Source organism: Streptomyces sp. NPDC103540, from assembly GCF_055584445.1.
Window position 1 is genome coordinate 375,892 of record NZ_JBVJMA010000003.1, and the last position, 21,420, is coordinate 397,311.

20 protein-coding genes and 1 pseudogene are annotated in these 21,420 nt (G+C 73.1%); 4 read left to right on the forward strand and 17 right to left on the reverse strand.

Annotated features, from left to right (window positions below; all coding sequences use genetic code 11):
* The first annotated feature begins 145 nt into the window (after nucleotides 1–145).
* Entirely contained in the window at nucleotides 146–2,215 is a 2,070-nt protein-coding gene (gene pknB / locus ACZ6ZI_RS09745) for a Stk1 family PASTA domain-containing Ser/Thr kinase (protein ID WP_469518300.1), read from the forward strand.
* A 189-nt stretch (nucleotides 2,216–2,404) separates the two neighbouring features.
* Here the strand turns inward: pknB and ACZ6ZI_RS09750 are convergent, their stop codons facing one another.
* The 6 genes and pseudogenes from ACZ6ZI_RS09750 to ACZ6ZI_RS09775 all read right to left on the reverse strand — a co-directional run bounded on the left by ACZ6ZI_RS09750 (nucleotide 2,405) and on the right by ACZ6ZI_RS09775 (nucleotide 6,367).
* Nucleotides 2,405–3,136, reverse strand: coding sequence for a class E sortase (locus ACZ6ZI_RS09750; RefSeq protein ID WP_469518302.1), 732 nt, complete (start codon nucleotides 3,134–3,136; stop codon nucleotides 2,405–2,407).
* 13 nt (nucleotides 3,137–3,149) lie between these two features.
* Nucleotides 3,150–3,827 (reverse strand): annotated as a pseudogene (locus ACZ6ZI_RS09755) (class E sortase); the annotation flags it as partial.
* A 146-nt stretch (nucleotides 3,828–3,973) separates the two neighbouring features.
* On the reverse strand, nucleotides 3,974–4,612 hold the full coding sequence (locus tag ACZ6ZI_RS09760) for an aminodeoxychorismate/anthranilate synthase component II (RefSeq protein ID WP_363053574.1): 639 nt from the start codon (nucleotides 4,610–4,612) through the stop codon (nucleotides 3,974–3,976).
* On the reverse strand, nucleotides 4,609–4,785 hold the full coding sequence (locus ACZ6ZI_RS09765) for a hypothetical protein (protein WP_030011120.1): 177 nt from the start codon (nucleotides 4,783–4,785) through the stop codon (nucleotides 4,609–4,611). Before ACZ6ZI_RS09765 ends, ACZ6ZI_RS09760 begins: the two co-directional genes overlap by 4 nt.
* 90 nt (nucleotides 4,786–4,875) lie before the next feature.
* Nucleotides 4,876–5,622, reverse strand: coding sequence for a class E sortase (locus tag ACZ6ZI_RS09770; RefSeq protein ID WP_469518305.1), 747 nt, complete (start codon nucleotides 5,620–5,622; stop codon nucleotides 4,876–4,878).
* Nucleotides 5,591–6,367 (reverse strand): DUF881 domain-containing protein, encoded by a 777-nt coding sequence (locus ACZ6ZI_RS09775; protein WP_363053572.1) that lies wholly within the window; start codon nucleotides 6,365–6,367, stop codon nucleotides 5,591–5,593. The genes ACZ6ZI_RS09770 and ACZ6ZI_RS09775 overlap by 32 nt, the downstream gene beginning before the upstream one ends.
* Before the next feature lie 92 nt (nucleotides 6,368–6,459).
* Between ACZ6ZI_RS09775 and crgA the strand changes: the two genes are divergently transcribed.
* The gene (gene crgA, locus ACZ6ZI_RS09780) at nucleotides 6,460–6,714 is read left to right on the forward strand and encodes a cell division protein CrgA (protein ID WP_363053571.1); all 255 of its coding nucleotides are present in this window, start codon (nucleotides 6,460–6,462) and stop codon (nucleotides 6,712–6,714) included.
* 115 nt (nucleotides 6,715–6,829) lie between these two features.
* Here crgA and ACZ6ZI_RS09785 read toward each other — a convergent pair whose 3' ends face one another.
* Both ACZ6ZI_RS09785 and ACZ6ZI_RS09790 read right to left on the reverse strand, forming a co-directional pair.
* Nucleotides 6,830–7,705 (reverse strand): rhomboid family intramembrane serine protease, encoded by an 876-nt coding sequence (locus ACZ6ZI_RS09785; RefSeq protein WP_363053570.1) that lies wholly within the window; start codon nucleotides 7,703–7,705, stop codon nucleotides 6,830–6,832.
* Nucleotides 7,706–7,816: 111 nt separating this feature from the next.
* The gene (locus ACZ6ZI_RS09790) at nucleotides 7,817–8,344 is read right to left on the reverse strand and encodes a peptidylprolyl isomerase (protein ID WP_469518665.1); all 528 of its coding nucleotides are present in this window, start codon (nucleotides 8,342–8,344) and stop codon (nucleotides 7,817–7,819) included.
* Nucleotides 8,345–8,518: 174 nt separating this feature from the next.
* Between ACZ6ZI_RS09790 and ACZ6ZI_RS09795 the strand changes: the two genes are divergently transcribed.
* On the forward strand, nucleotides 8,519–9,205 hold the full coding sequence (locus ACZ6ZI_RS09795; protein WP_469518308.1) for a DUF5324 family protein: 687 nt from the start codon (nucleotides 8,519–8,521) through the stop codon (nucleotides 9,203–9,205).
* Nucleotides 9,206–9,365: 160 nt separating this feature from the next.
* Here the strand turns inward: ACZ6ZI_RS09795 and ACZ6ZI_RS09800 are convergent, their stop codons facing one another.
* Together ACZ6ZI_RS09800 and ACZ6ZI_RS09805 are read right to left on the reverse strand one after the other, a co-directional pair.
* Nucleotides 9,366–9,902: a LysM peptidoglycan-binding domain-containing protein gene (locus ACZ6ZI_RS09800; protein ID WP_469518310.1), complete on the reverse strand. Its 537-nt coding sequence runs from the start codon at nucleotides 9,900–9,902 to the stop codon at nucleotides 9,366–9,368.
* 136 nt (nucleotides 9,903–10,038) lie between these two features.
* Nucleotides 10,039–10,335: a hypothetical protein gene (locus ACZ6ZI_RS09805; protein ID WP_363053567.1), complete on the reverse strand. Its 297-nt coding sequence runs from the start codon at nucleotides 10,333–10,335 to the stop codon at nucleotides 10,039–10,041.
* A 47-nt stretch (nucleotides 10,336–10,382) separates the two neighbouring features.
* Between ACZ6ZI_RS09805 and ACZ6ZI_RS09810 the strand changes: the two genes are divergently transcribed.
* A complete protein-coding gene (locus tag ACZ6ZI_RS09810) occupies nucleotides 10,383–11,411 on the forward strand; it encodes a LuxR C-terminal-related transcriptional regulator (protein ID WP_469518312.1) in 1,029 nt (342 codons plus the stop codon).
* Nucleotides 11,412–11,418: 7 nt separating this feature from the next.
* On the opposite strand, the gene ACZ6ZI_RS09815 is transcribed toward ACZ6ZI_RS09810, so the two are convergent.
* The 7 genes from ACZ6ZI_RS09815 to ACZ6ZI_RS09845 form a co-directional block, all read right to left on the reverse strand.
* Complete coding sequence (locus tag ACZ6ZI_RS09815; protein ID WP_469518314.1) at nucleotides 11,419–11,913, reverse strand: YbaK/EbsC family protein; 495 nt, start codon at nucleotides 11,911–11,913, stop codon at nucleotides 11,419–11,421.
* Between the two features lie 68 nt (nucleotides 11,914–11,981).
* On the reverse strand, nucleotides 11,982–14,645 hold the full coding sequence (alaS, locus tag ACZ6ZI_RS09820; protein ID WP_469518316.1) for an alanine--tRNA ligase: 2,664 nt from the start codon (nucleotides 14,643–14,645) through the stop codon (nucleotides 11,982–11,984).
* Between the two features lie 98 nt (nucleotides 14,646–14,743).
* Nucleotides 14,744–15,982: a cytochrome P450 gene (locus ACZ6ZI_RS09825; protein WP_469518318.1), complete on the reverse strand. Its 1,239-nt coding sequence runs from the start codon at nucleotides 15,980–15,982 to the stop codon at nucleotides 14,744–14,746.
* Nucleotides 15,983–17,245 carry a condensation domain-containing protein gene (locus ACZ6ZI_RS09830; RefSeq protein ID WP_469518320.1) on the reverse strand — a complete coding sequence of 421 codons (1,263 nt, stop codon included), beginning with the start codon at nucleotides 17,243–17,245 and terminating at the stop codon, nucleotides 15,983–15,985.
* Entirely contained in the window at nucleotides 17,238–18,731 is a 1,494-nt protein-coding gene (locus ACZ6ZI_RS09835; protein WP_469518322.1) for an MFS transporter, read from the reverse strand. The genes ACZ6ZI_RS09830 and ACZ6ZI_RS09835 overlap by 8 nt, the downstream gene beginning before the upstream one ends.
* A complete protein-coding gene (locus ACZ6ZI_RS09840) occupies nucleotides 18,719–19,807 on the reverse strand; it encodes a S66 family peptidase (protein ID WP_469518324.1) in 1,089 nt (362 codons plus the stop codon). The genes ACZ6ZI_RS09835 and ACZ6ZI_RS09840 overlap by 13 nt, the downstream gene beginning before the upstream one ends.
* Nucleotides 19,804–21,420: a GNAT family N-acetyltransferase gene (locus ACZ6ZI_RS09845; RefSeq protein ID WP_469518326.1), complete on the reverse strand. Its 1,617-nt coding sequence runs from the start codon at nucleotides 21,418–21,420 to the stop codon at nucleotides 19,804–19,806. Before ACZ6ZI_RS09845 ends, ACZ6ZI_RS09840 begins: the two co-directional genes overlap by 4 nt.

A 21,420-nucleotide genomic window follows, 5' to 3' on the forward strand; every position in this document is an offset into this window, starting at 1 on the left:
GGGAACCGAGCGCTCGGTACCGGTCCGATATCAGCCTGTGGTCACGAACCGATCACCGTCGATCGGCCGGTAGCCTTGCCGCGAACAGCACACCGCCGGACCACACACGGGTGCGGTCGGGACTGACGGAGAGGGCTGCAACGTTATGGAAGAGCCGCGTCGCCTCGGCGGCCGGTACGAGCTGAGCCACGTGCTCGGCCGTGGTGGCATGGCCGAGGTGTACCTCGGTCACGACACCCGGCTCGGCCGTACCGTAGCCGTCAAGACCCTGCGGGCCGACCTCGCCCGCGACCCGTCTTTCCAGGCCCGGTTCCGCCGCGAGGCCCAGTCGGCCGCGTCGCTCAACCACCCGGCGATCGTCGCGGTGTACGACACCGGCGAGGACTACGTCGACAACATCTCCATCCCGTACATCGTGATGGAGTACGTCGACGGCTCGACCCTGCGTGAGCTGCTGCACTCGGGTCGCAAGCTGCTGCCCGAGCGCACCCTGGAGATGTGCATCGGCATCCTCCAGGCCCTGGAGTACTCGCATCGCGCCGGCATCGTCCACCGTGACATCAAGCCCGCCAACGTGATGCTCACCCGGACCGGCCAGGTCAAGGTCATGGACTTCGGCATCGCCCGCGCCATGGGCGACTCCGGCATGACGATGACCCAGACGGCGGCCGTCATCGGCACCGCCCAGTACCTCTCCCCGGAGCAGGCCAAGGGCGAGCAGGTCGACGCGCGCTCCGACCTCTACTCCGCGGGCTGCCTGCTCTACGAGCTGCTCTGCGTGCGCCCGCCGTTCGTCGGGGACTCCCCGGTGGCCGTCGCGTACCAGCACGTCCGCGAGGAGCCCCAGCCGCCGTCGAACTTCGACCCCGAGATCACGCCGACGATGGACGCCATCGTCCTCAAGGCGCTGGTCAAGGACCCCGACTACCGCTACCAGTCCGCGGACGAGATGCGGGCCGACATCGAGGCCTGCCTGGAGGGCCAGCCGGTCGCGGCCGCCGCCTCCATGGGCGCCGCCGGCTACGGCTACCCCGACCAGGGCGGCTACGGACACCAGGGCTACGACCAGCCCACCACCGCCCTGCGGTCCCCCGACGCCGGCCAGACCTCGATGCTCCCGCCGATGCCGCCCGGCGGCGACGGCGGTTACGGCTACGGGGACCAGGGCCACGGCGGGGGCTACGACCAGGGCCACGGGCGGGGCCGGCAGAAGAAGAGCCGCGCCTCGACGGTGCTGCTGGTCCTCGCGGGCGTCCTCGTGCTGGTCGGCGCGATCCTGATCGGTCGCACCCTCTTCGACAAGACCCCCGACAACCGGCCCAACGCGCCCAGACTCGTCGGACAGACGCTGGAGGCGGCGCAGGAGACCGGCAAGAGGGTCAACCTGAAGGTGACGAAGGTCGCGGACGAGCCGTGCGCGGACCAGCCCAAGGGTCGGATCTGCTCGCAGACCCCCGAACCGGACACCAAGGTCGACGAGAACTCCACGATCGAGGTCAAGGTCTCCTCGGGCGCTCCCAAGGCGGCGGTGCCCGACGTGATGCGGCTGAAGTTCGACTCCGCCGAGGCCGAGCTCAAGAACAAGAAGTTCCAGGTCGAGAAGAAGCTCGTCGAGTCCGCCGACGCGACCCCGGGCACGGTCATCGACCAGAGCCCGCGCAGCGGCACCGAGGCCGAGCAGGGCTCGACCGTCGTCGTCAGCGTGGCCAAGGAGCCCGCCAAGGGCGTCGTGCCGGAGCTCAGCGGCAAGACCAAGGAACAGGCCGTCAAGCTCCTCCAGGAAGCCAAGCTGAAGCTGGGCAGCACCACCGAGGTGGACCAGCCCGGGGCGGCGCCGAAGACGATCGTGGCCCAGCAGTACCCGGCGGGCACGGAGCTCGCCAAGGACACGGCGGTCAACGTCAGCATCGCCAAGGCCTCGGCCGCGCCGACGGCGGTTCCGCTGCTGGCCGGACGGACCGTCGCCCAGGCCAAGGACGACCTCAAGCGGGTCAACCTGAACTTCGGCGCGGTCCTGTCGGGCCCGACCGACGACAGCGCCGTCGTGGTCGCCTCCGACCCCGGGGTCGGTACCCCGCTGGCGGCGGGCACCGTCGTCAACGTCACCACGCAGCCGGGCTCCGGTGGCCAGCAGGGTGGTCAGCAGGGCGGCCAGCAGGGTGGCGGCAACGACGGGGGCGGCTGGTTCGGCGGCCTCACCGGCGGTCGCCGCTGATCCGGCGGCCCGCCCGCCCCACGGCGTCGTCACGTTTCACGTGAAACAGGCCCGGTCCCCGAGAGGGGACCGGGCCTGTTGCGTGGGGCCTGAGGGGCTGCGGGGAGCCGCTGGGGGCTCGGGGGGAGCCGCGGGGTTCCCGGGACCCGCGGGGGCTCCGGGAAGCCCCGGAAGGCCGCGGGGTCCGCCTCAGCGCAGCTCCGCCGGCAGGGTGCGCTTGTCGTCCACCTTCTCCGTGCGCACCAGTTCGCCCCACACGATGTAGCGGAACTTCGAGGTGTAGACCGGCGTGCAGGTCGTCAGGGTGATGTAGCGCCCCGGAGCGGTCTTGCCCGACTCCTTCGGGACGGGGTTGATGACGTCCACGTTGTACTTCGAGGTCTGGCGCAGCTCCGCGAAGACCTTGTAGACGTACCAGGTGTCGCGGGTCTCGAAGACGATCGCGTCGCCGTTCTTCACCTTGTCGATGTTGTGGAACTTCGCGCCGTGCCCGTCGCGGTGCGCGGCCAGGGCGAAGTTGCCCTGGGCGTCCGAGGGCAGGGCCGATTTCACCGGCTCCGTGTAGTACCCGGCCACGCCGTCGTTGAGGACGTCCGGCGCGGTGCCCCGCTTGACCAGCACCTCGCCGTTCTTCATCGCCGGTACGTGGAGGAAGCCGATGCCGTCCTTGGTGTCGAGCGCGCCGGGCTGGGCGGGGGCGCTCGCGGCGGGGGAGGGGCTCAGCCACCGCTGACGGACCTCGTCGCCGCGCGCGGAGGCCTGCCGGTCGGCGAGGACGTTCGTCCACCACAGGGAGTAGGCCACGAACAGGCCGAGGACCAGGCCCACCGTGATCAGCAACTCCCCCAGCAGGCTCAGGAAGCCGGCGATCACGCTGCGATCGGCGGGCGGCGGTGCGGAGCGGCGGCGGGCACGGGACACTGCGGATTCGTCCTTACGGGCTGTTCAACGCGGGCGGAGCGCCCTGACTGCGGGGGCGTTCCTCGATCATCCTGCCCCATACGATCATCCGGTAGGTGCTCGTGAACTCGGGAGTGCAGGTCGTGAGCGTGATGTAGCGGCCGGGCCCGGTGAATCCGGAACCCTCCGGCACCGGCTTGATCACCGCGACGTTCGCCGGGGAGGTCTGCGGCAGCACCGAGGTCATCTCGTACGTGTAGAAGGCGTCCCGGGTCTCGACGACGATCGGGTCCCCGGGCACCAGCCGGTTGATGTACCGGAACGGCTCCCCATGGGTGTTGCGGTGTCCGGCCACCGCGAAGTTGCCCTGCTTGTCGGCCGGCATGGCGGTCTTGAGCGCGCCCTCGCCGTAGTGGCCGACCATCCCCCGGTCGAGCACCTTGGGCTTGCTGATGCCCTCGGCGACGGGCACCTTCACGTCCAGCTTGGGGATGTGGAGGATGGCGAAGCCCTGTCCCGGCTCGAAGGCGGCGACCGGCGGTGCCGCGGCCGCGTCCGGGCTCCGTTCCCAGGTCTGCCTGAGGGAGCCCGCCGCCCCGTCCGCGGTCCGCTCGGCGAGCAGGTTGGTGTACCAGAGCTGGTAGGTGACGAACAGCAGCATCACCAGGCCGACGGTGATGAACAGCTCCCCGAGCGCCCGGCTCAGCACCACCACCGGGCCGCCGGAGCGCGGACGGCCGCGCCGACGGCCCCGGCCGCCGCGCCTGCGCGTCCGCGCGTGGGAGCGCTTCGCGGCGGCCTGCGCCGCCTTGCGCCGCGCGGCCCGCCCCTCGGTGGGCGCGGACGGCGCGACCGTCGTCACGCGACGGCCTTGCCCACCACCGGGGCCAGTCCCACCGACCGCTCGACGGCCCCTGCGTCACCGCAGCGCACGAGCCAGTTCGCGAGCATCCGGTGGCCCCATTCGGTGAGCACCGACTCGGGGTGGAACTGCACGCCCTCGACGTCGTGCTCCCGGTGGCGCAGGCCCATGATGATCCCGTCCTCGGTCCGCGCGGTGACCTCCAGCGCGTCCGGCAGGCTCCCGGGTTCGGCCGCGAGGGAGTGGTAGCGGGTGGCGGTGAAGGGCGAGGGCAGGCCGGCGAAGACGCCGAGGCCCTCGTGGACCACCGGCGAGGTCTTGCCGTGGAGCAGCTCGGGGGCCCGGTCCACGACGCCGCCGTAGGCCACCGCCATCGACTGCATGCCGAGGCAGACCCCGAAGACGGGGACGCCCGTCTTCGCGCAGTGGCGGACCATGTCGACGCAGACGCCCGCCTCCTCCGGCGTGCCCGGTCCCGGCGAGAGCAGGACGCCGTCGAAGCCGTCCTGGGCGTGGGCGAGTTCGACCTCGTCGTTGCGCAGCACCTCGCATTCGGCGCCGAGCTGGTAGAGGTACTGGACCAGATTGAAGACAAAGCTGTCGTAGTTGTCGACAACCAGAATGCGCGCGCTCACGGAGTGGCTCCCGATCCCTCGTCCACCGTCACGTCGTTGAAGGGGAGGAGCGGCTCGGCCCACGGGAAGACGTACTGGAACAGCACGAACACCACCGCCAGGACCAGTACGAGAGAGATCAGCGCGCGTACCCACGCGTTTCCCGGCAGGTGCCGCCAGATCCAGCCGTACATTGCGTCCGTTTCCCTCTTCGTCCACGATCGTTGCTCGCACCGCGGGGGCGGTACCGCAACAGCCTAAAGGCAGCGGCCTCGCGGGGTGGGTCACCTGGGCAATCCCTCCGTCCGGCCCGGTTCGGCGGGTCGGGTTCCGGTCAGTTCGGCCCAGACGACCAGGCGGTGGCTGTGGCCCCATTCGGGATCGCAGGTGGTCAGCGTCAGGTACTTGCCGGGGGTGGTGAAGGGGGACCGGCGGGGGACCGGGTCGACCACCCCGACCTCGGTGGGCAGGGTGCGCAGCGGCTCGGCCCGGACGGTGTACGTGTACCGGCCGGTGGCGTCGCGGACGATCACGGTGTCCCCGGGGCGCAGCCGGGGGATGTCCTTGAAGGGGTCCCCGTACGTGCGCCGGTGGCCGGCGACGGCGAAGTTCCCGTTGCCCCCGGGGCCGGCGGTGCCCGGGTAGTGGCCGAGGCCCTTCTTCAGGAGTTCGGGGTCGGTGCCCTCCAGGACGGGTTTGCTCCAGTCCGCCCCGAAGCGCGGGACGTACATCTCGGCGAAGGGCCGCCCGGCGGGCGGGGGCGCGGGGGCCGGGGCCGCCGCGGGCGCGGTATCGGGGGCCGCGGAGGGGGCCGCGGAGGGGGCCGCCGCAGGGGCCGCCGCCGCCCAGTGGTCGCGCAGCCGGTCCCGCTCCTCCTCCATGGCCCGGTCGGCCTTCACGCCGGTCCACAGCAGCACGTAGGCCACGAACAGCACGATGAGCGTCCCCGCCGTCAGGCAGACCTCGCTGAGCGTGCGTACCACCAGGCGCAGTACGACGTCAGGACGCGGCGGGCTCCAGCGGCTTCGCATAGTGGAGGTCCACTGTGCCGGAGTAGCCGGGGAGTGTCAGCCTCTTGTGCTCGTCGACTTTCCAGCCGAGTCCGTAGGCGTTGACGTACAGCTGGTAGTTCTGGAGGGCGGGCGAGGCGTCGAGGGCCTTGCGCAACGCGCCCGGGTCGCCGACCGCCGAGACCGTGTAGGGGGGCGAGTAGACGCGGCCCTGGAGGATCAGGGTGTTGCCCACGCAGCGCACGGCGCTGGTGGAGATCAGGCGCTGGCCCATGACCTCGATGCCCTGGGCTCCGCCCTGCCACAGGGCGTTCACGACGGCCTGGAGGTCCTGCTGGTGGATCACGAGGTCGTTGGGCTGCGGTTCGGGCACGCCGGGGACGCGGGCCGTGGCGTTCGGCGGGGCGTCGTTGAGGGTGACGGTCAGGCCCTTGCCGGAGAGTTCCTCGGTGCCGGAGGCTGTACGCAGGGCGGCCAGACGGGCGTCCTCGGCCTTGGTGCTGCGGTCGTCGCGGTCGGCGAGGGCGTCCACCTGCCGGCGCAGGACCGCGGCGCTCTTCTCCAGCTCGGCGTTGTCGGCGCTGCGCTCGTGGATGAGGTCGGACAGCTTCAGGAGGGAGGCGTCCGTCCGGATGTTCGTACCCTTGGAGGTGTTGAAGCTGGTGACGAAGATGAGGCCCGCGAGGGCGAACACGGCGGCCGTCAGCAACCGGACCGGCCTGGCCCGGCGACGGGGACCCGCGGAGGAGTCGTCGGAATTGCTCAACGTACCCTTCTCCTTCAACGCCACAGGTCCACTACGCTAACGGACGCCCGGGGCAGGCAAGGTCCCCCAGCGCATCGACAGGAGAGCCCCTCGTGCCGAAGTCACGTATCCGCAAGAAGGACGACTACACGCCGCCGCCGGCGAAGCAGCCTCAGTCGATCAGGCTGACGAGCCGCAGCTGGGTCGCCCCGGTCATGCTCGCCTTCTTCCTCATCGGTCTGGCGTGGATCGTCGTCTTCTACGTGACCGACACCCAGCTGCCCGTCGAGGCGCTGGGCAACTGGAACATCGTCGTCGGTTTCGGGTTCATCGCGGCCGGCTTCGGCGTCTCCACACAGTGGAAGTAGTGCCTCCACAGCAGCGGCGCAAGCTCTCCCCAGGAGTTATCCACAGCGTCATCCACACCTGAGGAAAAGACAGAAGATCTGTGGATAACTCTGTGGAGAGTTGACGCCGGTGTGATCAGGTGAGTTCGGCCGTCCGCACCAGGATCACCGCCGCCGCCAGCAGGAACACCACCACACAGGTACCCACCTGGACCAGTGTGCGCTTCCTGCCGGCGGTCTGCGCGAAGAAGCCCAGTGCGATGAGGGCGCCCGTCACCAGACCACCGATGTGGGCCTGCCAGGACACCGACCAGCTGCCCCCGAAGGGCACGAAGGTCACCAGCAGCATCAGCCCCAGCGTGACCAGGACGGGCCGCATCTCCCAGCGCATCCTGCGGGCCAGGACCACGGTGGCGCCCAGCAGCCCGCAGATGGCGCCCGAGGCGCCGAGCGTCGGGGTGTTCGGCGCGGTCAACAGGTAGACGAGGGCGCTGCCGCCGAGGCCCGACAGCAGGTAGAGGGCCAGGTAGCGGGCGCGGCCGAGGGCCGCCTCCAGCGGGCCGCCGATCACCCACAGGGCCAGCATGTTGCCGAAGATGTGCCACCACTCGACGTGCAGGAACACCGAGGTCAGCAGCCGGTGGTACTGGCCGGTGGACACGCCCTCGACGGGCGCCCCGTAGTACTGGACGTAGCGGCCGAGCAGCTCCAGCTGCACCGCCAGCCCCGGCATCGCGTACGCCGCGAGGAACACGGCGACGTTCAACCCGATCAGGATCTTGGTGACGAGCTGGGGGTCGGCCGAGACGAGGCCGCCCGCGAGCGTGCGCGGGGCGTTGGCGCTCGCGGCGTGCCCGGTTCCCGAGCCCTCCCGGACGCACTCGGGGCACTGGAAGCCCACCGAGGCGCTGATCATGCACTCCGGGCAGATCGGCCGCTCACAGCGCGTACAGCGGATTCCCGTGTCGCGGTCCGGGTGGCGGTAGCAGCCCGGCAGACGGTCGGTGTCCATCGGTCCCCTCGTTCGACGGCGCGGTGCGGGGCGCACGCCCCGCCGGTCCGGTGCGTAACCAGGACGGATACGTAACCAGGACGGACGGGCGGGGCACAAAGGTTCCCCGCGTCAGCGCCGCTCGACGGAGACCGACTGGATGATCACGTCCTCCAGGGGCCGCTCGGTGCGCGGGTTGGTCGAGGCGGAGGCGATCTCGTTGACGACGATCCGGCTCGCGAGCGAGGTGACCTCGCCGAAGATCGTGTGCTTGCGGGTCAGCCAGGCGGTGGGGGCGACGGTGATGAAGAACTGGGAGCCGTTGGTGCCCGGGCCGGCGTTGGCCATGGCGAGCAGGTAGGGCTTGGTGAAGGCCAGGTCGGGGTGGAACTCGTCGGCGAAGGCGTAGCCGGGGCCGCCGGTGCCGTTGCCGAGGGGGTCGCCGCCCTGGATCATGAAGCCGCTGATGACGCGGTGGAAGACGGTGCCGTCGTAGAGCGGGGCCGTGGTCTTCTGGCCGTCCGTGGGACGCGTCCACTCGCGGGCGCCGGTGGCCAGCTCCACGAAGTTGCGGACGGTCTTCGGGGCGAAGTTCTCCAGCAGCTCGATCTCGATGTCGCCGTGGTTGGTCTTCAGGGTGGCGTAGAGCTTCTCGGCCACGGGTCTGCCTTCCATAGTCATCACTGTCGGTCCAGATCCTCCCACGCAGGGCGGTACCGCACGGAAATCGTCCACTCTTCTGCCCTGTCACGCATGCCGGGCGGCGCTATGGCAGGCATGATCCGACAAAGGGTGGAAAGGTGAACTGTGTCCGCCACCGAGGAGGAGGATCCTGTGACCCGCAAGGACAGCGTGCGCCTGGCCGCCGAGAGCGCCCGGGACACCGTGAGGCACGCGGCGGAAGTGGTGGCGCCGTACGCGGAGACCGCCAAGGACGCCGCGACGCACTACGCGCACGAGGCGAACGAGCTGCTGGCGCCCAAGATCTCGCACATGGCCGAGGAGGCGTCCCGGCAGGCCCGCACGGCCTACGACGCCCACCTCCATCCCCGGATGAGGGCGGCCCGTACGCACGTCCCGCCGAACGTGGACCGCGCCGCGACCCAGGCCTACCGCAAGACCTGCGCCGCCGCGCGGCACGCCGCCGACTACACGCAGCCGCGCATCGAGAGCGCCATCGCCGCGGCGACCCCGGTCGCCGAGGAGGCCGCGTCCCGGTCGACGGCGGCCCTGGCGGCGCTGCGCGGCCAGGTGTCGGCGAAGGAGGTGCACCGACTGGTGCGCCGCCACGAGCGGCGGGCCCGCGCGGGCCGCGTGCTCAAGGGCGCCGCCCTGGTCGGACTCCTGGCGGGGGCCGCCTTCGCGGCGTGGAAGTGGTGGGACCAGCAGTCGAACCCGGACTGGCTGGTCGAGCCCCCGGCCGCGACCGAGCCGTCGTCGCGCGAGTCGCAGCCGGCGAGCTTCGACGACGAACTGGCGGAGAAGGAGCGCGAGCAGTCCGCCGAGGACAAGAAGATCTGACGTCCGACGGCAGGAGCCCTTCGAGGCGAGCGGCGCGAAACGGTGAGCGGCGCGAAACGGTGAGGGCCCGGATCCACGGCATCGTGTGGATCCGGGCCCTCACCGTCTCTACCGGGGCCTCTTCGGGGCCGCTACCGGGCCCCTACTGGGGCAGGGTCGGCTACTGGGGCAGGGTCAGCACCATGCCCGGACGGATCAGGTCGGGGTTGGATCCGACGACGCCCCGGTTCATGGCGTACAACTCCCGCCAGCGGCCCTCGTTGCCCAGCTCGCGGCGGGCGATCGCCGACAGCGAGTCCCCGGACCTGACCGTGTACGTACGCTTCTTGGCGGCCGCGGCCGGCTTCGGCGTCGGCCTCGGGGTCGGCGGCACCGGGACGGCCTTGTGCGCGGCCGACGAGGGCGTCGGCGTCGCGGCCCCCGGCGCCCGCCCCGCCATGGGCCTGTCCTGGGGCTTCGGGGGGACCGGCGCCGCCTTGGGCGGGACCGGCGCCGCCTTGGGCGGGGCGGTCGCCGCCATACGCTCCGCCGCGGCCTTCGTGGCCGCGGCGGCGTCGACGTACTTGCCGCCGATGTCCACGGGCGCGTTCGGCGCGGCGGGCGCCGCCCGGCCCTGCTGCTCGACCTGCTCCGCGGCCTTCTCGGCGGCCTCGTGTTCCTTCTTCTTCTCGGACTTCAGGAAATCGAAGAGTCCCATGTCAGTACGCCTCCGGCGTGATGTCGCCCCCGCACTGGTGTGCCTCCTCCACTGTCGTCCACCTACCCCCACCCGTCCCCACGACACGGCCGAACGGGGGACGTTCCGAGGGGCAAACCCCGACTCCGGGTGACCCTCACCACACGGCCGGCGGGCGGATTTCAGCCACCGAAGAGTACAATCTCCAGCGATCCTCGGAGGGGGGCAGTTCCTCGTGAATTGCCTCGACGATGTGACGGGTCTGCCGCAACGCTTCGTCCAGGTCCGGCGAATTGAAGAAGAGCACGACGTCGAACCCGCCGACCACGGGGGAGGCGGTGGTGTGCTGCAAATTCTCTCCGACGTCGACCCTCGATGTCATTTCCCGGATGCGCCGGACCGCGTCGTGCAGGTTCCGCACGTCACCCTCCAGTTTCAGCAGGGTTGCATACACGGCGATATCCCTCGTGATTCTCGCGGGCGGGTCAAGGACGGGGCGATATGACTGGATCTCTGGGCGCCAAGGGGACTTCGGACTCCTCGCTCGCCTGCCTCGGCATCGGCGAACGGGCCGAGGCGGTGTACCGGGCCATGATCAGGAACCACCAGTCGGGTGTCGCCGACCTGGCCGGGGAACTGGGCATGACCGAAGCGGAGGTCCGGGAGGGCCTCGACGAGCTCGCCGGATCCGCTCTGGTCCGCCCCTCCTGGGAGGAGCCGGGAACGATCGTCCCGGTCAAGCCCAGCGTCGCTCTCGCCGGTCTGATCTCCACCCAGCAGAAGGAAATCCTGGAGCGCCAGCAGCGGCTCGAAGAAGGCCGTGCCGCCATGGCCGACCTCGTCGCGGAATTCGCCGATTTCGACCGGGCCCAGGGCGGGAACGGCGGCAGCATCGAATACCTGCACGGCATGGATTCGGTGCGCAACTATCTGGAGGAGATTTCTGAAGAGGCCTCTTCGGAGGTCCTCGCGCTGATCCCCAAGGCCTCGCTCACGGCCGACAGCATGACCGCCAGCAAAGCCCTCGACGAGAAACTCGCGAAGCGCGGCGTCGACATCCGCACCGTTTATCTCGACAGCGTCCGGAACCATCCCGCGACCCGCCGCTACGCGGCCTGGCTCAATTCGTGTGGCGGCGAGGTGCGCACCCATCCGGTCCTGCCGATGCGCACCATCCTGGTCGACCGGAGCACCGCCGTCCTCCCCCTCGACCCCGAGAACTCGGGCAAGGGGGCACTGGTGGTCCGCGAGCCGAGCGTGGTGGTGGCCCTGCTCGCCCTCTTCGCGAAGATCTGGGACGCGGCCCGCCCGCTCGGCACCGCCGAGGTCCCCGACGACCTCGGCCTCAGCCCCCAGGAACGGGAACTGCTGCGCCTGCTGGCCTCCGGCATGACCGACGAGGCCGCGGGCAAACAACTGGCCATCTCCGTGCGCAGCGTCCGCCGGCTGATGTCCGACATCATGACCCGCCTGGACGCCCGCAGCCGGTTCGAGGCGGGCGTCCGGGCCACCGAGCGGGGCTGGCTGTGAGGGCGGCTCACCGCGCGATCCGGGCCACCGCCGGGCGGGCCAGCTCCAGGTAGTCCGCCACCGCCAGCTCCACCGACATGTCGAGCCGTCCGGTGTTGAAGTACACCGTCGGCCGCCCGGTCAGCTCCTCGTCCACGAGGACCTCCAGCCCGGCGGCCTCCGGGCCCAGCGCGAAGGGGACGATGGAGCCGCTGACGCAGCCCGTCAACCGCTCCGCCACCTCCCGCACCGCGAACGAGGCCTCGGTGCCGCCCATCAGCTCGGCGACGGCGGACAGGTCCACCCTGCGGTCGCCCGGCACGACGGCGAGCACGTAGCGCCGGCTCCGCTTGCCGAGGGCCACCCGCAGCACGATCGACTTGGCGGCCCGGTCCAGGGGGTGCCCGCGCAGCGCGCTCGCCACGTCCGTCCGCCCCTCCGGCGGGTGCGCGATGAACCGGTGCCGCGCGCCGGCGGCGCGGAACAGCGCCGCCAGCGTCCGGTGCACGTCCACGGAACCCACCGGGGCGCTCGTACGCTCCACCGCCGCGGGGACCGGCCGGGTCAGGGTCGCCGGCCCGGCCGGGGCCGTCACCGCGCGCTCCGGCTCAGGACACCGGCCGCGCTCGCCCGCGCCAGCGACAGGGCGTCGCCCAGCTTCTCGACGTGCCGGCCGCCCGCGCTGGCCAGGGCCCCCTTGCCGCCCGCGCCGCCACCGATCGCGGCGGCCGCCTCGGCCAGCACCTCGCGGGCCTCGATGCCCTGCTCGCGCAGCCGGCTGCCCACCGCGGACGCCAGCAGGGCCTTGCCCTCGTGCGGGGTGCCCAGCACGACCACCCCGACGCCCGAGGCCAGCCGCTGGGCGACGGTGGAGGCCAGTCGGCGCAGCTCCTGCGCGTCCACCCCGTCGACCCGGGTGGCCACCAGCATGCCGCCCGGCATCGCCTCGGCCTTCTCCGCGAGGGTGCCGGCCAGCGCCGCCAGCTCGGCGCTGCGCATCCGCTCCACGTCGGCCTGGGCGTTCGCCAGCAGGTCCAGCCGCTTGCGCAGGGCATCGGCGGCGTCCTCGGGACGGGCCCCCAGCAGCCCCGACAGCTCCCGCAGCAGGGTGCGCTCGCGGTCGGCGGACAGCAGCGCCTCGTACCCCGTCCAGGCCTCGATGCGGCGCAGGTTGGAGCCCACGGAGGACTCGCCCGCGATGCGCAGCCCGCCGACCTGCGAGCCGTGCGTCACGTGGGTGCCGCCGCACAGCTCGCGCGAGAAGTCGCCGATGTCGACGATGCGGACCGTGTCCTCGTACTTCTCCCCGAACAGGGCGAGCGCGCCCGCCTGTTCGGCCTCCGCCCGGTCGGCGTACCAGACGCGAACCTCGGGGTCGGCCAGCAGCCGCTCGTTGACGCGGGCCTCCAGCTCGCCCAACTGCCCCGCCGACAGGGCGGAGAAGTGCACGAAGTCGAAGCGCAGCCGGCCGTCGTCGACCAGCGAACCGTGCTGCGCGGCGTGGTTGCCGAGGAGTTCGCGGACGACGGCGTGCAGCACGTGCGTGGCGGAGTGCGAGCGGGCCACCGCGGCCCGGCGCCGGGCGTCGACGACCGCCTCGGCCGCCTCCCCGGCGCGGATCTCCCCCTCGGTCACCCGGGCGGTGTGGACGTGGAAGCCGGGCAGCCCCCGCCGGGTGTCGGTGATCTCCAGGACCGCGCCGCCCGCCGTGCGCAGCACGCCGGTGTCGCCGACCTGGCCGCCGCCCTCGGCGTAGAACGGGGTGGCCGCCAGGACCAGTTCGACCTTTTGGCCCGCGCCCGCGGCGGCCACCGGCTCGCCCTCGTCGAGGAGGGCGAGGACGGTGGACTCGGCGCTGAGCCGCTCGTAACCGAGGAAGTCGGTGCGCCCGTGCCGGGCCACCAGGTCGCGGTACGCCTCCTGGCGGCGCAGGGCGGCGGCCGTCTTGGCCTTGCCACCGCTCTTGGCGCGCTGCTGCTGGGCGGTGAGGAGGGCGGCGAAGCGGTCCTCGTCGACGTCCAGGCCGGCGTCGTGCGCGGCCTCCAGCGTCAGCTCGACGGGGAAGCCGAAGGTGTCGTGGAGCTCGAAGGCGGTCTCGCCGGAGAGGGTTCCCGCGTCCTGCTCCTTGGCGCGGCGCACGGCGGCGTCCAGCAGCTTGGCGCCCTGGCGCAGGGTGCGGCCGAAGGACTCCTCCTCGGCGTGGGTGACCTGCTCGATCAGGTGGGCGTGCTCGACCAGTTCGGGCCAGGCGGTGCCGAGGTTCGCGATCACGCTGCCGGTGACGGCGGGCAGCAGCGGGCCCTCGACCCCCAGCAGGCGTCCGTGGCGCACGGCGCGGCGCATCAGGCGGCGCAGGATGTAGCCGCGGCCCTCGTTGGAGGGCATGACGCCGTCGGCGATGAGGAAGGCCATCGCCCGGGCGTGCTCGGTGACCACCTGGAAGGAGACCTTCTCGGCGCCGCTGCCCGGGTAGCCGCGGCCCGCGAGTTCCTGCACGGTGTGCAGGGTGGGGGCCAACAGGTCGGTCTGGCAGACGTTCTCGACGTCCTGGAGGATCACCGCGAGGCGTTCCAGGCCCATGCCGGTGTCGATGCCCTTCATCGGCAGTTCGCCGAGGATGGGGTAGTCGGTCTTGCCCTCGCCCTCGCCGCGCCCGAACTGCATGAAGACCAGGTTCCAGATCTCCATGTACCGCTCGTCGTTGACGGCCGGGCCGCCCTCGGGGCCGAAGGCCGGGCCGCGGTCGTAGTACAGCTCGGAGTTGGGGCCGCAGGGCCCGGGCACGCCCATGGACCAGAAGTTGTCCTCCTTGCCCAGCCGCTGGACGCGCTCCGCGGGGATGCCCACCCGCTCCCACATGCGGATCGACTCGTCGTCGTCGAGGTAGACCGTCGCCCACAGCCGCTCGGGGTCGAGGCCGTAGCCCTTGGTCACCAGCTCGTAGGCGTAGGCGATGGTCTCGGACTTGAAGTAGTCGCCGAAGGAGAAGTTGCCGAGCATCTCGAAGAAGGTGCCGTGGCGGGCCGTGCGGCCCACGTTCTCGATGTCGGAGGTGCGGGCGCACTTCTGGACCGAGACGGCGCGCGGGAAGGGCGGCGGGGTCTCGCCCAGGTAGTAGGGCTTGAACTGGTTCATGCCCGCGTTGGCGAGGAGGAGCGTCGGGTCGTCGGGGACCAGCGGGCTGGAGCGGACGTGCTCGTGGCCGCGATCGGTGAAGAAGTCGATGAAGGTGGAACGGATCTGCTGGGACTGCACGGGATCACCTCGGTACGGAACTGCGGAAGCGTGGGGGCGGGGCGGTGCGGCCGGCGCGGCGGCGGGCCGTGGCTCCGGGGGTCTCGGGGGCGCCCCCGTCAGACCAGGCAGGGGATCGACGACACGGACGTGACCCCGAAGGCCGGTTCGCGCACCAGGGCCGGGGTACCGCCCCGCAGCCCCGGGTGGCGTGCGTCCAGGGCCCGGAACAGGGCCTCGACCTCCATCCGGGCCAGGGCCGCGCCGAGGCAGAAGTGGCCGCCCCGGCCGAAGGCCACGTGCCGGCCCCCGGTGCGCCGCACGTCGAAGCGGTCGGGGTCCTCGAAGACCTCCGGGTCCCGGTCGGCCGCCGCCAGGACCAGCACGACCCGCTGCCCCTTCGCGATGCGGTGACCGGCGTACTCGAAGTCCCGCAGGGCGGTGCGGGGCGCGAAGTGGAACGGCGAGGAGTGGCGCAGGGCCTCCTCCACGGCCGCCGCGTACGGGACCTCGCCCGTGCGCAGCGCCCGGTGCTGTTCCGGGTCGGCCAGCAGCTCGGCCATCCCGACGGCGGCGGCGGTGGCCACCGGTTCGGCGCCGCCCGTCAGCAGCTGCGCGAAGAGGGCCGTGACCTCGCGGTCGTCCAGGGAGCCGTCCGCGTACAGGCCGCCGAGCAGGGCGGCCATCGGGCCGGAGCCGCGGGGCAGCACCGTGCCGGTGACGTAGGCGGTCAGCTCGCGGACGGCCCGGCCGGCGGCCAACGCGGTCCCCTTGTCCAGCACCGGCATGCTCAGGTAGCCGATCAGGGCGTCCGACCAGCGCAGGACGTCGTCGCGTTCGGCGTCCTCGATGCCGAGGAAGGCGCAGATGGCGGTGAGCGCGTACGGGCGCGCCACCTGCCGGAAGAGGTCTCCCTCGCCGGGTTCCAGGCGGGCGGCGGCCTCCTCGGCGGCCACCCGGACGGTGTCGGTGAACGGGGCGAGGCTGCGCGGGGTGAACGCCCGCTGGAGCGCCTTGCGGGCCTTCAGCTGGTAGGGCGGGTCGGCGAAGACCAGCCACTTGCCGAGGAACTCCTCGACGGGCGCGAACGCCGCCCGCATGTCCTCGGTCATCGCGGCGAGCATCTCGGTCTTGTCGCGGGCCCCCAGGGCGCCCTCCATCAGCAGCGCCTCGACGTCCGCGTGCCGGGTGACGTACCAGCTGCGGGTCGGCTCGTTCCAGTGGACGGGCTCGTGGGCGCGCAGCCGGGCGAAGAAGGCGGCCGGGTCGAGGGCCACCTCGGCGGAGAGGATCTCCCGCGGGTCGAAGGCCGGCGCGACGGGGAGGGCCGGCGCGGTCGTGGTCGTGGTCATGGTCATCTAGGGCACCTCCTGGGTGGTGTCGGGCCCGGCGATCTCGTCGGCGGTCCGGGTGATCGCGTCGCCCAGCGCGCGCAGGGCGCCCTCGTCGAGGACGGCCGGGTCGGCGGTCAGGTCGAGGTACAGGCGCCCGTCGGGGTGGGCGGGGTCGACGGTCTCGGCGGTGAGGTCGAAGGGGCTGGAGCGCGGGATGAGTCGGGCGGGGGCGAAGGCGGTGCCGTCCAGGAGCAGGGAGCGCGAGGCGCAGCGCGGCCAGTCCGAGAAGAGGGTCCGCACCAGGGGGCCGGGGGCGGCTGTGGCGCAGGCCTCGCGGATCTCCGCGTAGCCGAGCCGCTGGTGGCGCAGGGCGAAGGCGGCGGAGCCGAGGACGCGGCGGAAGTCGGCCACCGCCCCGGCCGGGCCCGCGTCCGCGCCGGTCCGGATCCGTACGGGAACCAGCCCCGCCCGGGGTCCGATCGGCGGGGCGGCCCCGTCGCCGGGCCGGGCGGGCACGGGCAGGCCCACGCAGAAGTCCCGCCGGCCGGTGAAGCGGGCCAGGGCGAGCCCGTACACCGCGAGCAGGGCGAGCGCGGGCGTGGCGATGGGGTCCCCGGAGCGGGCCAGGAGCCGGTCGAGCACCGGCCGGGCCAAGGACAGCCGCCGCTGTACGGGGCCGACCCCCGGCGGGGCCACGGGCCAGGTCAGCGCCCCGACGCCGGCCAGGTGCGCGGCCCACGCGGCGCGCAGGGCCTCGTCCCCGTCGGGGTCGGGCGCGCCCGCCGCGGCCGTGCCCGACGGGGCCCCGTCGTCCTCGACCTCGGCCTCGGCGTCGTAGAGGCGTTCCAGTTCGGCCTCCAGCGCGGGCACCGAGGGGCCGTCGATGGCCGAGCGGTGCACCTGGACGACGAGCAGCGCGCCCCGCGTCCAGCGGTACAGCTCGGCCCGCAGCAGCGGTCCGCCGTCGAGGTCGAAGGGGCGCCCGGAGCGGGACTCGGCGGCGCTCAGCGCGTGGTCGACGGCGTCCCAGCCCTCGCCGGGGGTGGCGTGCACGGCGACGCCCTCCGGTTCCCGGCCGCCCCGCAGCGCGGGGTGCCGCTCGGCGAGTCGGGCCAGGGCGGCGGCGAGCCGGTCCGGGTCGACGCGGTCGGCGCCGGTCGCGAGGTAGCCGAGGGTGACGACGTCGTCGGGCTCGGTGCCCGTGAACCACCGCAGCTCTGCGGGGAGTTGGCTGGAGGACAGCATGGCGACTCCTCTGGTCGACTCGTGGATGCGCAGCTCAGACACGTCCGGCTCCCGCCGCCTGCGGCGCGGCGTCCGCGTCCGCACCGGGCACGGCCGCCCCGGCGGATCCCGACGCGGCACGGGACGACGCGCGGGCACCGCAATCGAACCCGCCGCGATCCGGTTCCGCGGCCGGCTCGGGACCCGCACCGGCACCGGAAGCCGACTCGGAGACGGGCCCGGAGACCGGCTCCGCGTCCCGCTCCGCGACCGGCTCGGCGTCCGGCTCCGCGTCCCGCTCCGCCACCGGCTCGGCAACCTCCGCGCGGCGCAGGAGGGGGGTCGCGGCCAGCAGGATCGGCGGGATCAGGGCGCACACCACCGCCAGACCCACGACGAAGGCCGGACCCGAGCCGCCCGCCACGAGCACGCCCGCGGCCAGCGGACCCGTCACGAAGCCCACCGAAGTGGCCGATCCGTAGGCGGCGTTGAAGCGTCCGCGCAGTTCCGGCGCGGCCAGGGAGTTCACCAGCGACGGCATGCCGGCCGCGTACAGGGTCTCGGCGACGGCGAACAGCGCCATCGCGGCGATGAGCACGCCGAGCTGCGCGCCCCGGCCGTCCACGGCCACCGCGCACAGCACCAGCGCCCAGTTCAGGGCCCAGGCGAGCGCCGCCACGGCCACGGTCCGGGTGTGCCGCCAGCGCTTGATCAGCTCGTGCAGCGCCAGCTGCGCCCCGATGACGCCCGCGGTGTTCACCGCGAACAGCACGGCCAGTCCGCCGGAGTCCACGTCGGTGCTGGTCAGCACCACGGCGGGCAGGCCCGCCTCCAGCTGGCCGTAGGAGGCGAAGTAGAGCGCGGTGCCCAATCCCATCACCAGCAGGAACGGCCCGTTCGACAGCACCCTGCGGTATCCGGCCGCGCCGCCGGCCCCGCGCCCGCCGCCGGAGGCGGTCGGTTCGGCCGCGTCCAGGCCGCGCAGCAGGAACATCGCGACGGCGATGCCCAGGTAGCTGAGCGCGTCCGCCCCGTAGAGCAGGCGGAAGGACAGCGGGTGCGAGACGGTCGCCAGCGTGCCGCCCAGCAGCCCGCCGATGCCCATGGCCGCGTTGGCCAGGGTGAAGCTGGACCCGAAGACCACCGGGTGGGACTCCGCCGGGACCGAGCCGGCCAGCAGCGTGTTCCACGCGGACGAGCCGCCCAGGCCCAGGCCCCACACCGCCGCGGCGAGCAGGAAGTGCCAGGCCTCGGAGGCGAAGGCGTAACCGGCGACGCCGACCGCGCTCAGCAGCATGTGCGCGGCGGCGGCCCGCCGGGCGCCGATCCGGTCGGCGAGCCGGCCGGCGTGGAGCCCGCCCAGGATGACGGCGACGGAGGTCACCGACACGGCGTGCATGGCGGTGGTCAGCCCGAGCCCGTTGATCTGGTGGATGTAGACGACGAGGAACGGCAGGACCAGGCCCGAGCCGACGTTGTTGGCCGCGCCGAGCGCGAGCAGCGTCTTGGCCGGGCGCGGCAGGGCGCGCAGATCCTTCAGCAGGGACACGACGGACCCTCCTTCCGCGGGGTGGTGGCGGCGACGGGTCCGACTGCCGCGCTGAGCGTCCGTACGACGGGCCGGCCCTCGTGGGCCTCCACGCGCGCGCTCGCGCCCAGCGGGACGGTGAGCATCGGGTCGGTGTGCCCGAAGGGCAGGTCCAGCACGATCGGCACGTCCGACGGGAAGGCGTCGAGCAGGATCCGGTGCAGCGCCTCGGTGTGCTCGGCGCCGTGCGGGCCCCCCGGGGTCCGGCCGACGAGCACGGCGGCGGCCCGCCCCGCGATGCCGAGGTGGCGCAACTGCGTCAGGCTGCGCTGGAACGCCGGTACGGCCGCGCCGTCCGCGGTGCCCTCCAGGCACAGCACGAGCGGCCCGTCCGGGGGGCGCAGCCAACGGGTCCCGGCGAGGAAGCCGAGGGTGGGGACGTTGCCGCCGAACAGGACGCCTTCGGCGGTGCCGGGGCGCAGGACGTACGGGGCTCCCGGGAAGCGGGGCCGCTCCTGCTCGTCGGCGCCCGCCCAGTCCCCGCCGGGCTGGGTCCACCAGTCGGGCAGCGGCCAGGCCGCGCCCGGGGCGGACGCGCCGGACAGGGTGCTCCGCAGGTGGCTTGTGGTCTCGGCGTGGGGGCGCGGCCATTCGCCGAACTGCGGCAGCAGCGCGGGCCCGTAGAAGACGGTGGTGCCGGTGAGGGCCTGGCAGCCGAGCAGCAGCGCGGTGTTGTCGCTGTAGCCGACGAGGATCTTCGGCGGCAGCGCGGCGAGCGGGTCGAGGTGTTCGAGGAGGTCGTTGGAGTTGTTGCCGCCGATGGTGGTGAACACGGCGCCGACCTCGGGGTCCGCGTAGAGCTCCAGGAGCGCGCGGGCCCGTTCGCGGCCGGTTCCGGCGATGGAGCCGGCGTAGCGGCCCTCGGGGGCGAAGCGGACGGTGCAGTCCAGTTCGGCCTCCAGCGCGGCGACGGCCCGGCGGGTGCGCTCCGGGAAGCGGCCGGCGGCGTAGGCGCTGGTGGCGACGACCCCGACGACGGAGCCGGGTGCCAGGCGGGGCGGGAGCGCGCCGGCGGGCGATCCCGGGGCGGTGCTCACGCCGCCCCGAACAGGTAGCGCAGGGCGTTGCCCGCGAGCAGGGCCCGCGCGTCGGCGCCGCTCAGTCCGAGCGAGCCGAGGATGCGGCGCACGGCCTCGGAGGTGCCGGCACCCAGCACCCGGCCGTCGTCCCAGGGCTGGAGGTGCCAGGGCGTGTCCAGGGAGAACATCAGGCGGGGGCCGCACTCGGCGATCAGGGCGGCGAGGCGGGTGTCGGAGTCGATCGGTCCGGGGTCGCCGACGGTCCGCTCGCAGACGGCCTCCCAGGGCCCGAGGTCGGCGTGGACCCCGGGCTGTTCCAGTACGTCGACCAGGCCCGGGTTGTTGAAGCCGAGGTGCGCGAGGCTGATCCGGGCGCCCGCCCGCACGGCGGCGGGCACGGCGTGTTCGCGGATCTCGGCGAGGTCGCCGAGGCGGCCCTCGGGCGAGCAGTGCAGGACGGTCGGCACGTCCCAGCGGGCGGCCAGGTCCAGGTAGCCGCGCGCGACGTACTCGGAGATCGGGGTCTCGGCGGCCGGCGGGTGCCACTTGAGGGCGAACACCTCGTCGAGGCGGCCCTCGTAGTCCGCGGCGAAGTCGTCGGCGTCCCGGAAGGGGTCGGCCATCAGGGCGGTCATGGGCAGGCCGGCGGCCGGCGGGTTGTCCTTGCGGAAACGGGCGCAGTTGTCGAGGAGTTCGAGGTTGCGGTGGCGGATGACGCGGCCGCACGTGTCGGGGTCGACGGGCGTCCCCTCCGGCTTGAAGCGCCGGTAGTACGGCATGGGCAGCACCAGGGCGCCGACGACCGACGGCGGCTCGGGCAGCAGGTCCCGGCCGAGGGAGGTCAGCAGTTCCATCAGCTCCTCGACCGACTGGCGGTAGGTGTGCTGGGACTCCTCGCTGTGGAAGATCAGTTCGGCGCCGGTGTGCTCGTGGGCGCTGATCAGCGCGGTCCGGGTGCCCTCGGGGGCCGTGGCCGCCTCGGTGAGCAGGGCGCGCACCCGGTCGCGTACGCCTTCGCCCACCACCGGTACGTCGCCCATCACCGGTACCTCGCCGGCGGGCGGCTCGTCGGCGACCGGCGCCGGCAGGTCGCCGGGGATCAGGCCGAAGACGACGTGGTCGACGCGCCCGTCGTGGGTGGTGCCCGCGCCGCGCAGCACGCCCTCCCGGGTGAAGCCGGACTTCAGGGCCACCCGCTGGGAGGCGGTGTTCCCGGTGGCGGCCAGCAGGGTGATCCGGCGCACCGGGGTCTCGGTCAGGGCCCACCGCGCGACGGCGCGGACGGCCTCGGGGGCGAAGCCGCGACCGCGCGCCCCGGGGACGGTCCAGTAGCCGATCTCGGTGGTCAGTTCGGTCCAGTTCGTGGACTTCAGGCCGAAGCAGCCGACCAGTTCACCGGTCCGCGCGTCCTCGGCGGCGAACTGGACGCCGTCGCCGCCGGTCAGGGACGCCGGGGCGCCCTCGGTGCACCACCAGCGGGCGTGCGCCTCCGTGTAGGGGCGCGGCAGCGGCAGCCAGCGCTGGGTGGTGGGATCGTCGCAGGCAGCCCGGACGGCGGGGACGTCGCGCTCGGCGAAGGGACGCAGCACGAGGCGCTCGGTGGTGAGGACCTGTTCGGTGAAACGATTCAT

Excerpts from the sequence above, each read along its gene's own strand:
- ACZ6ZI_RS09810 (WP_469518312.1), top strand. The coding sequence starts at position 10,383 with ATGACTGGATCTCTGGGCGCCAAGGGGACTTCGGACTCCTCGCTCGCC.
- ACZ6ZI_RS09845 (WP_469518326.1), bottom strand. The coding sequence starts at position 21,420 with ATGAATCGTTTCACCGAACAGGTCCTCACCACCGAGCGCCTCGTGCTG.
- ACZ6ZI_RS09770 (WP_469518305.1), bottom strand. The coding sequence starts at position 5,622 with ATGCGAAGCCGCTGGAGCCCGCCGCGTCCTGACGTCGTACTGCGCCTG.
- ACZ6ZI_RS09800 (WP_469518310.1), bottom strand. The coding sequence starts at position 9,902 with ATGGGACTCTTCGATTTCCTGAAGTCCGAGAAGAAGAAGGAACACGAG.
- ACZ6ZI_RS09785 (WP_363053570.1), bottom strand. The coding sequence starts at position 7,705 with ATGGACACCGACCGTCTGCCGGGCTGCTACCGCCACCCGGACCGCGAC.
- ACZ6ZI_RS09765 (WP_030011120.1), bottom strand. The coding sequence starts at position 4,785 with ATGTACGGCTGGATCTGGCGGCACCTGCCGGGAAACGCGTGGGTACGC.
- ACZ6ZI_RS09825 (WP_469518318.1), bottom strand. The coding sequence starts at position 15,982 with ATGACCATGACCACGACCACGACCGCGCCGGCCCTCCCCGTCGCGCCG.
- pknB (WP_469518300.1), top strand. The coding sequence starts at position 146 with ATGGAAGAGCCGCGTCGCCTCGGCGGCCGGTACGAGCTGAGCCACGTG.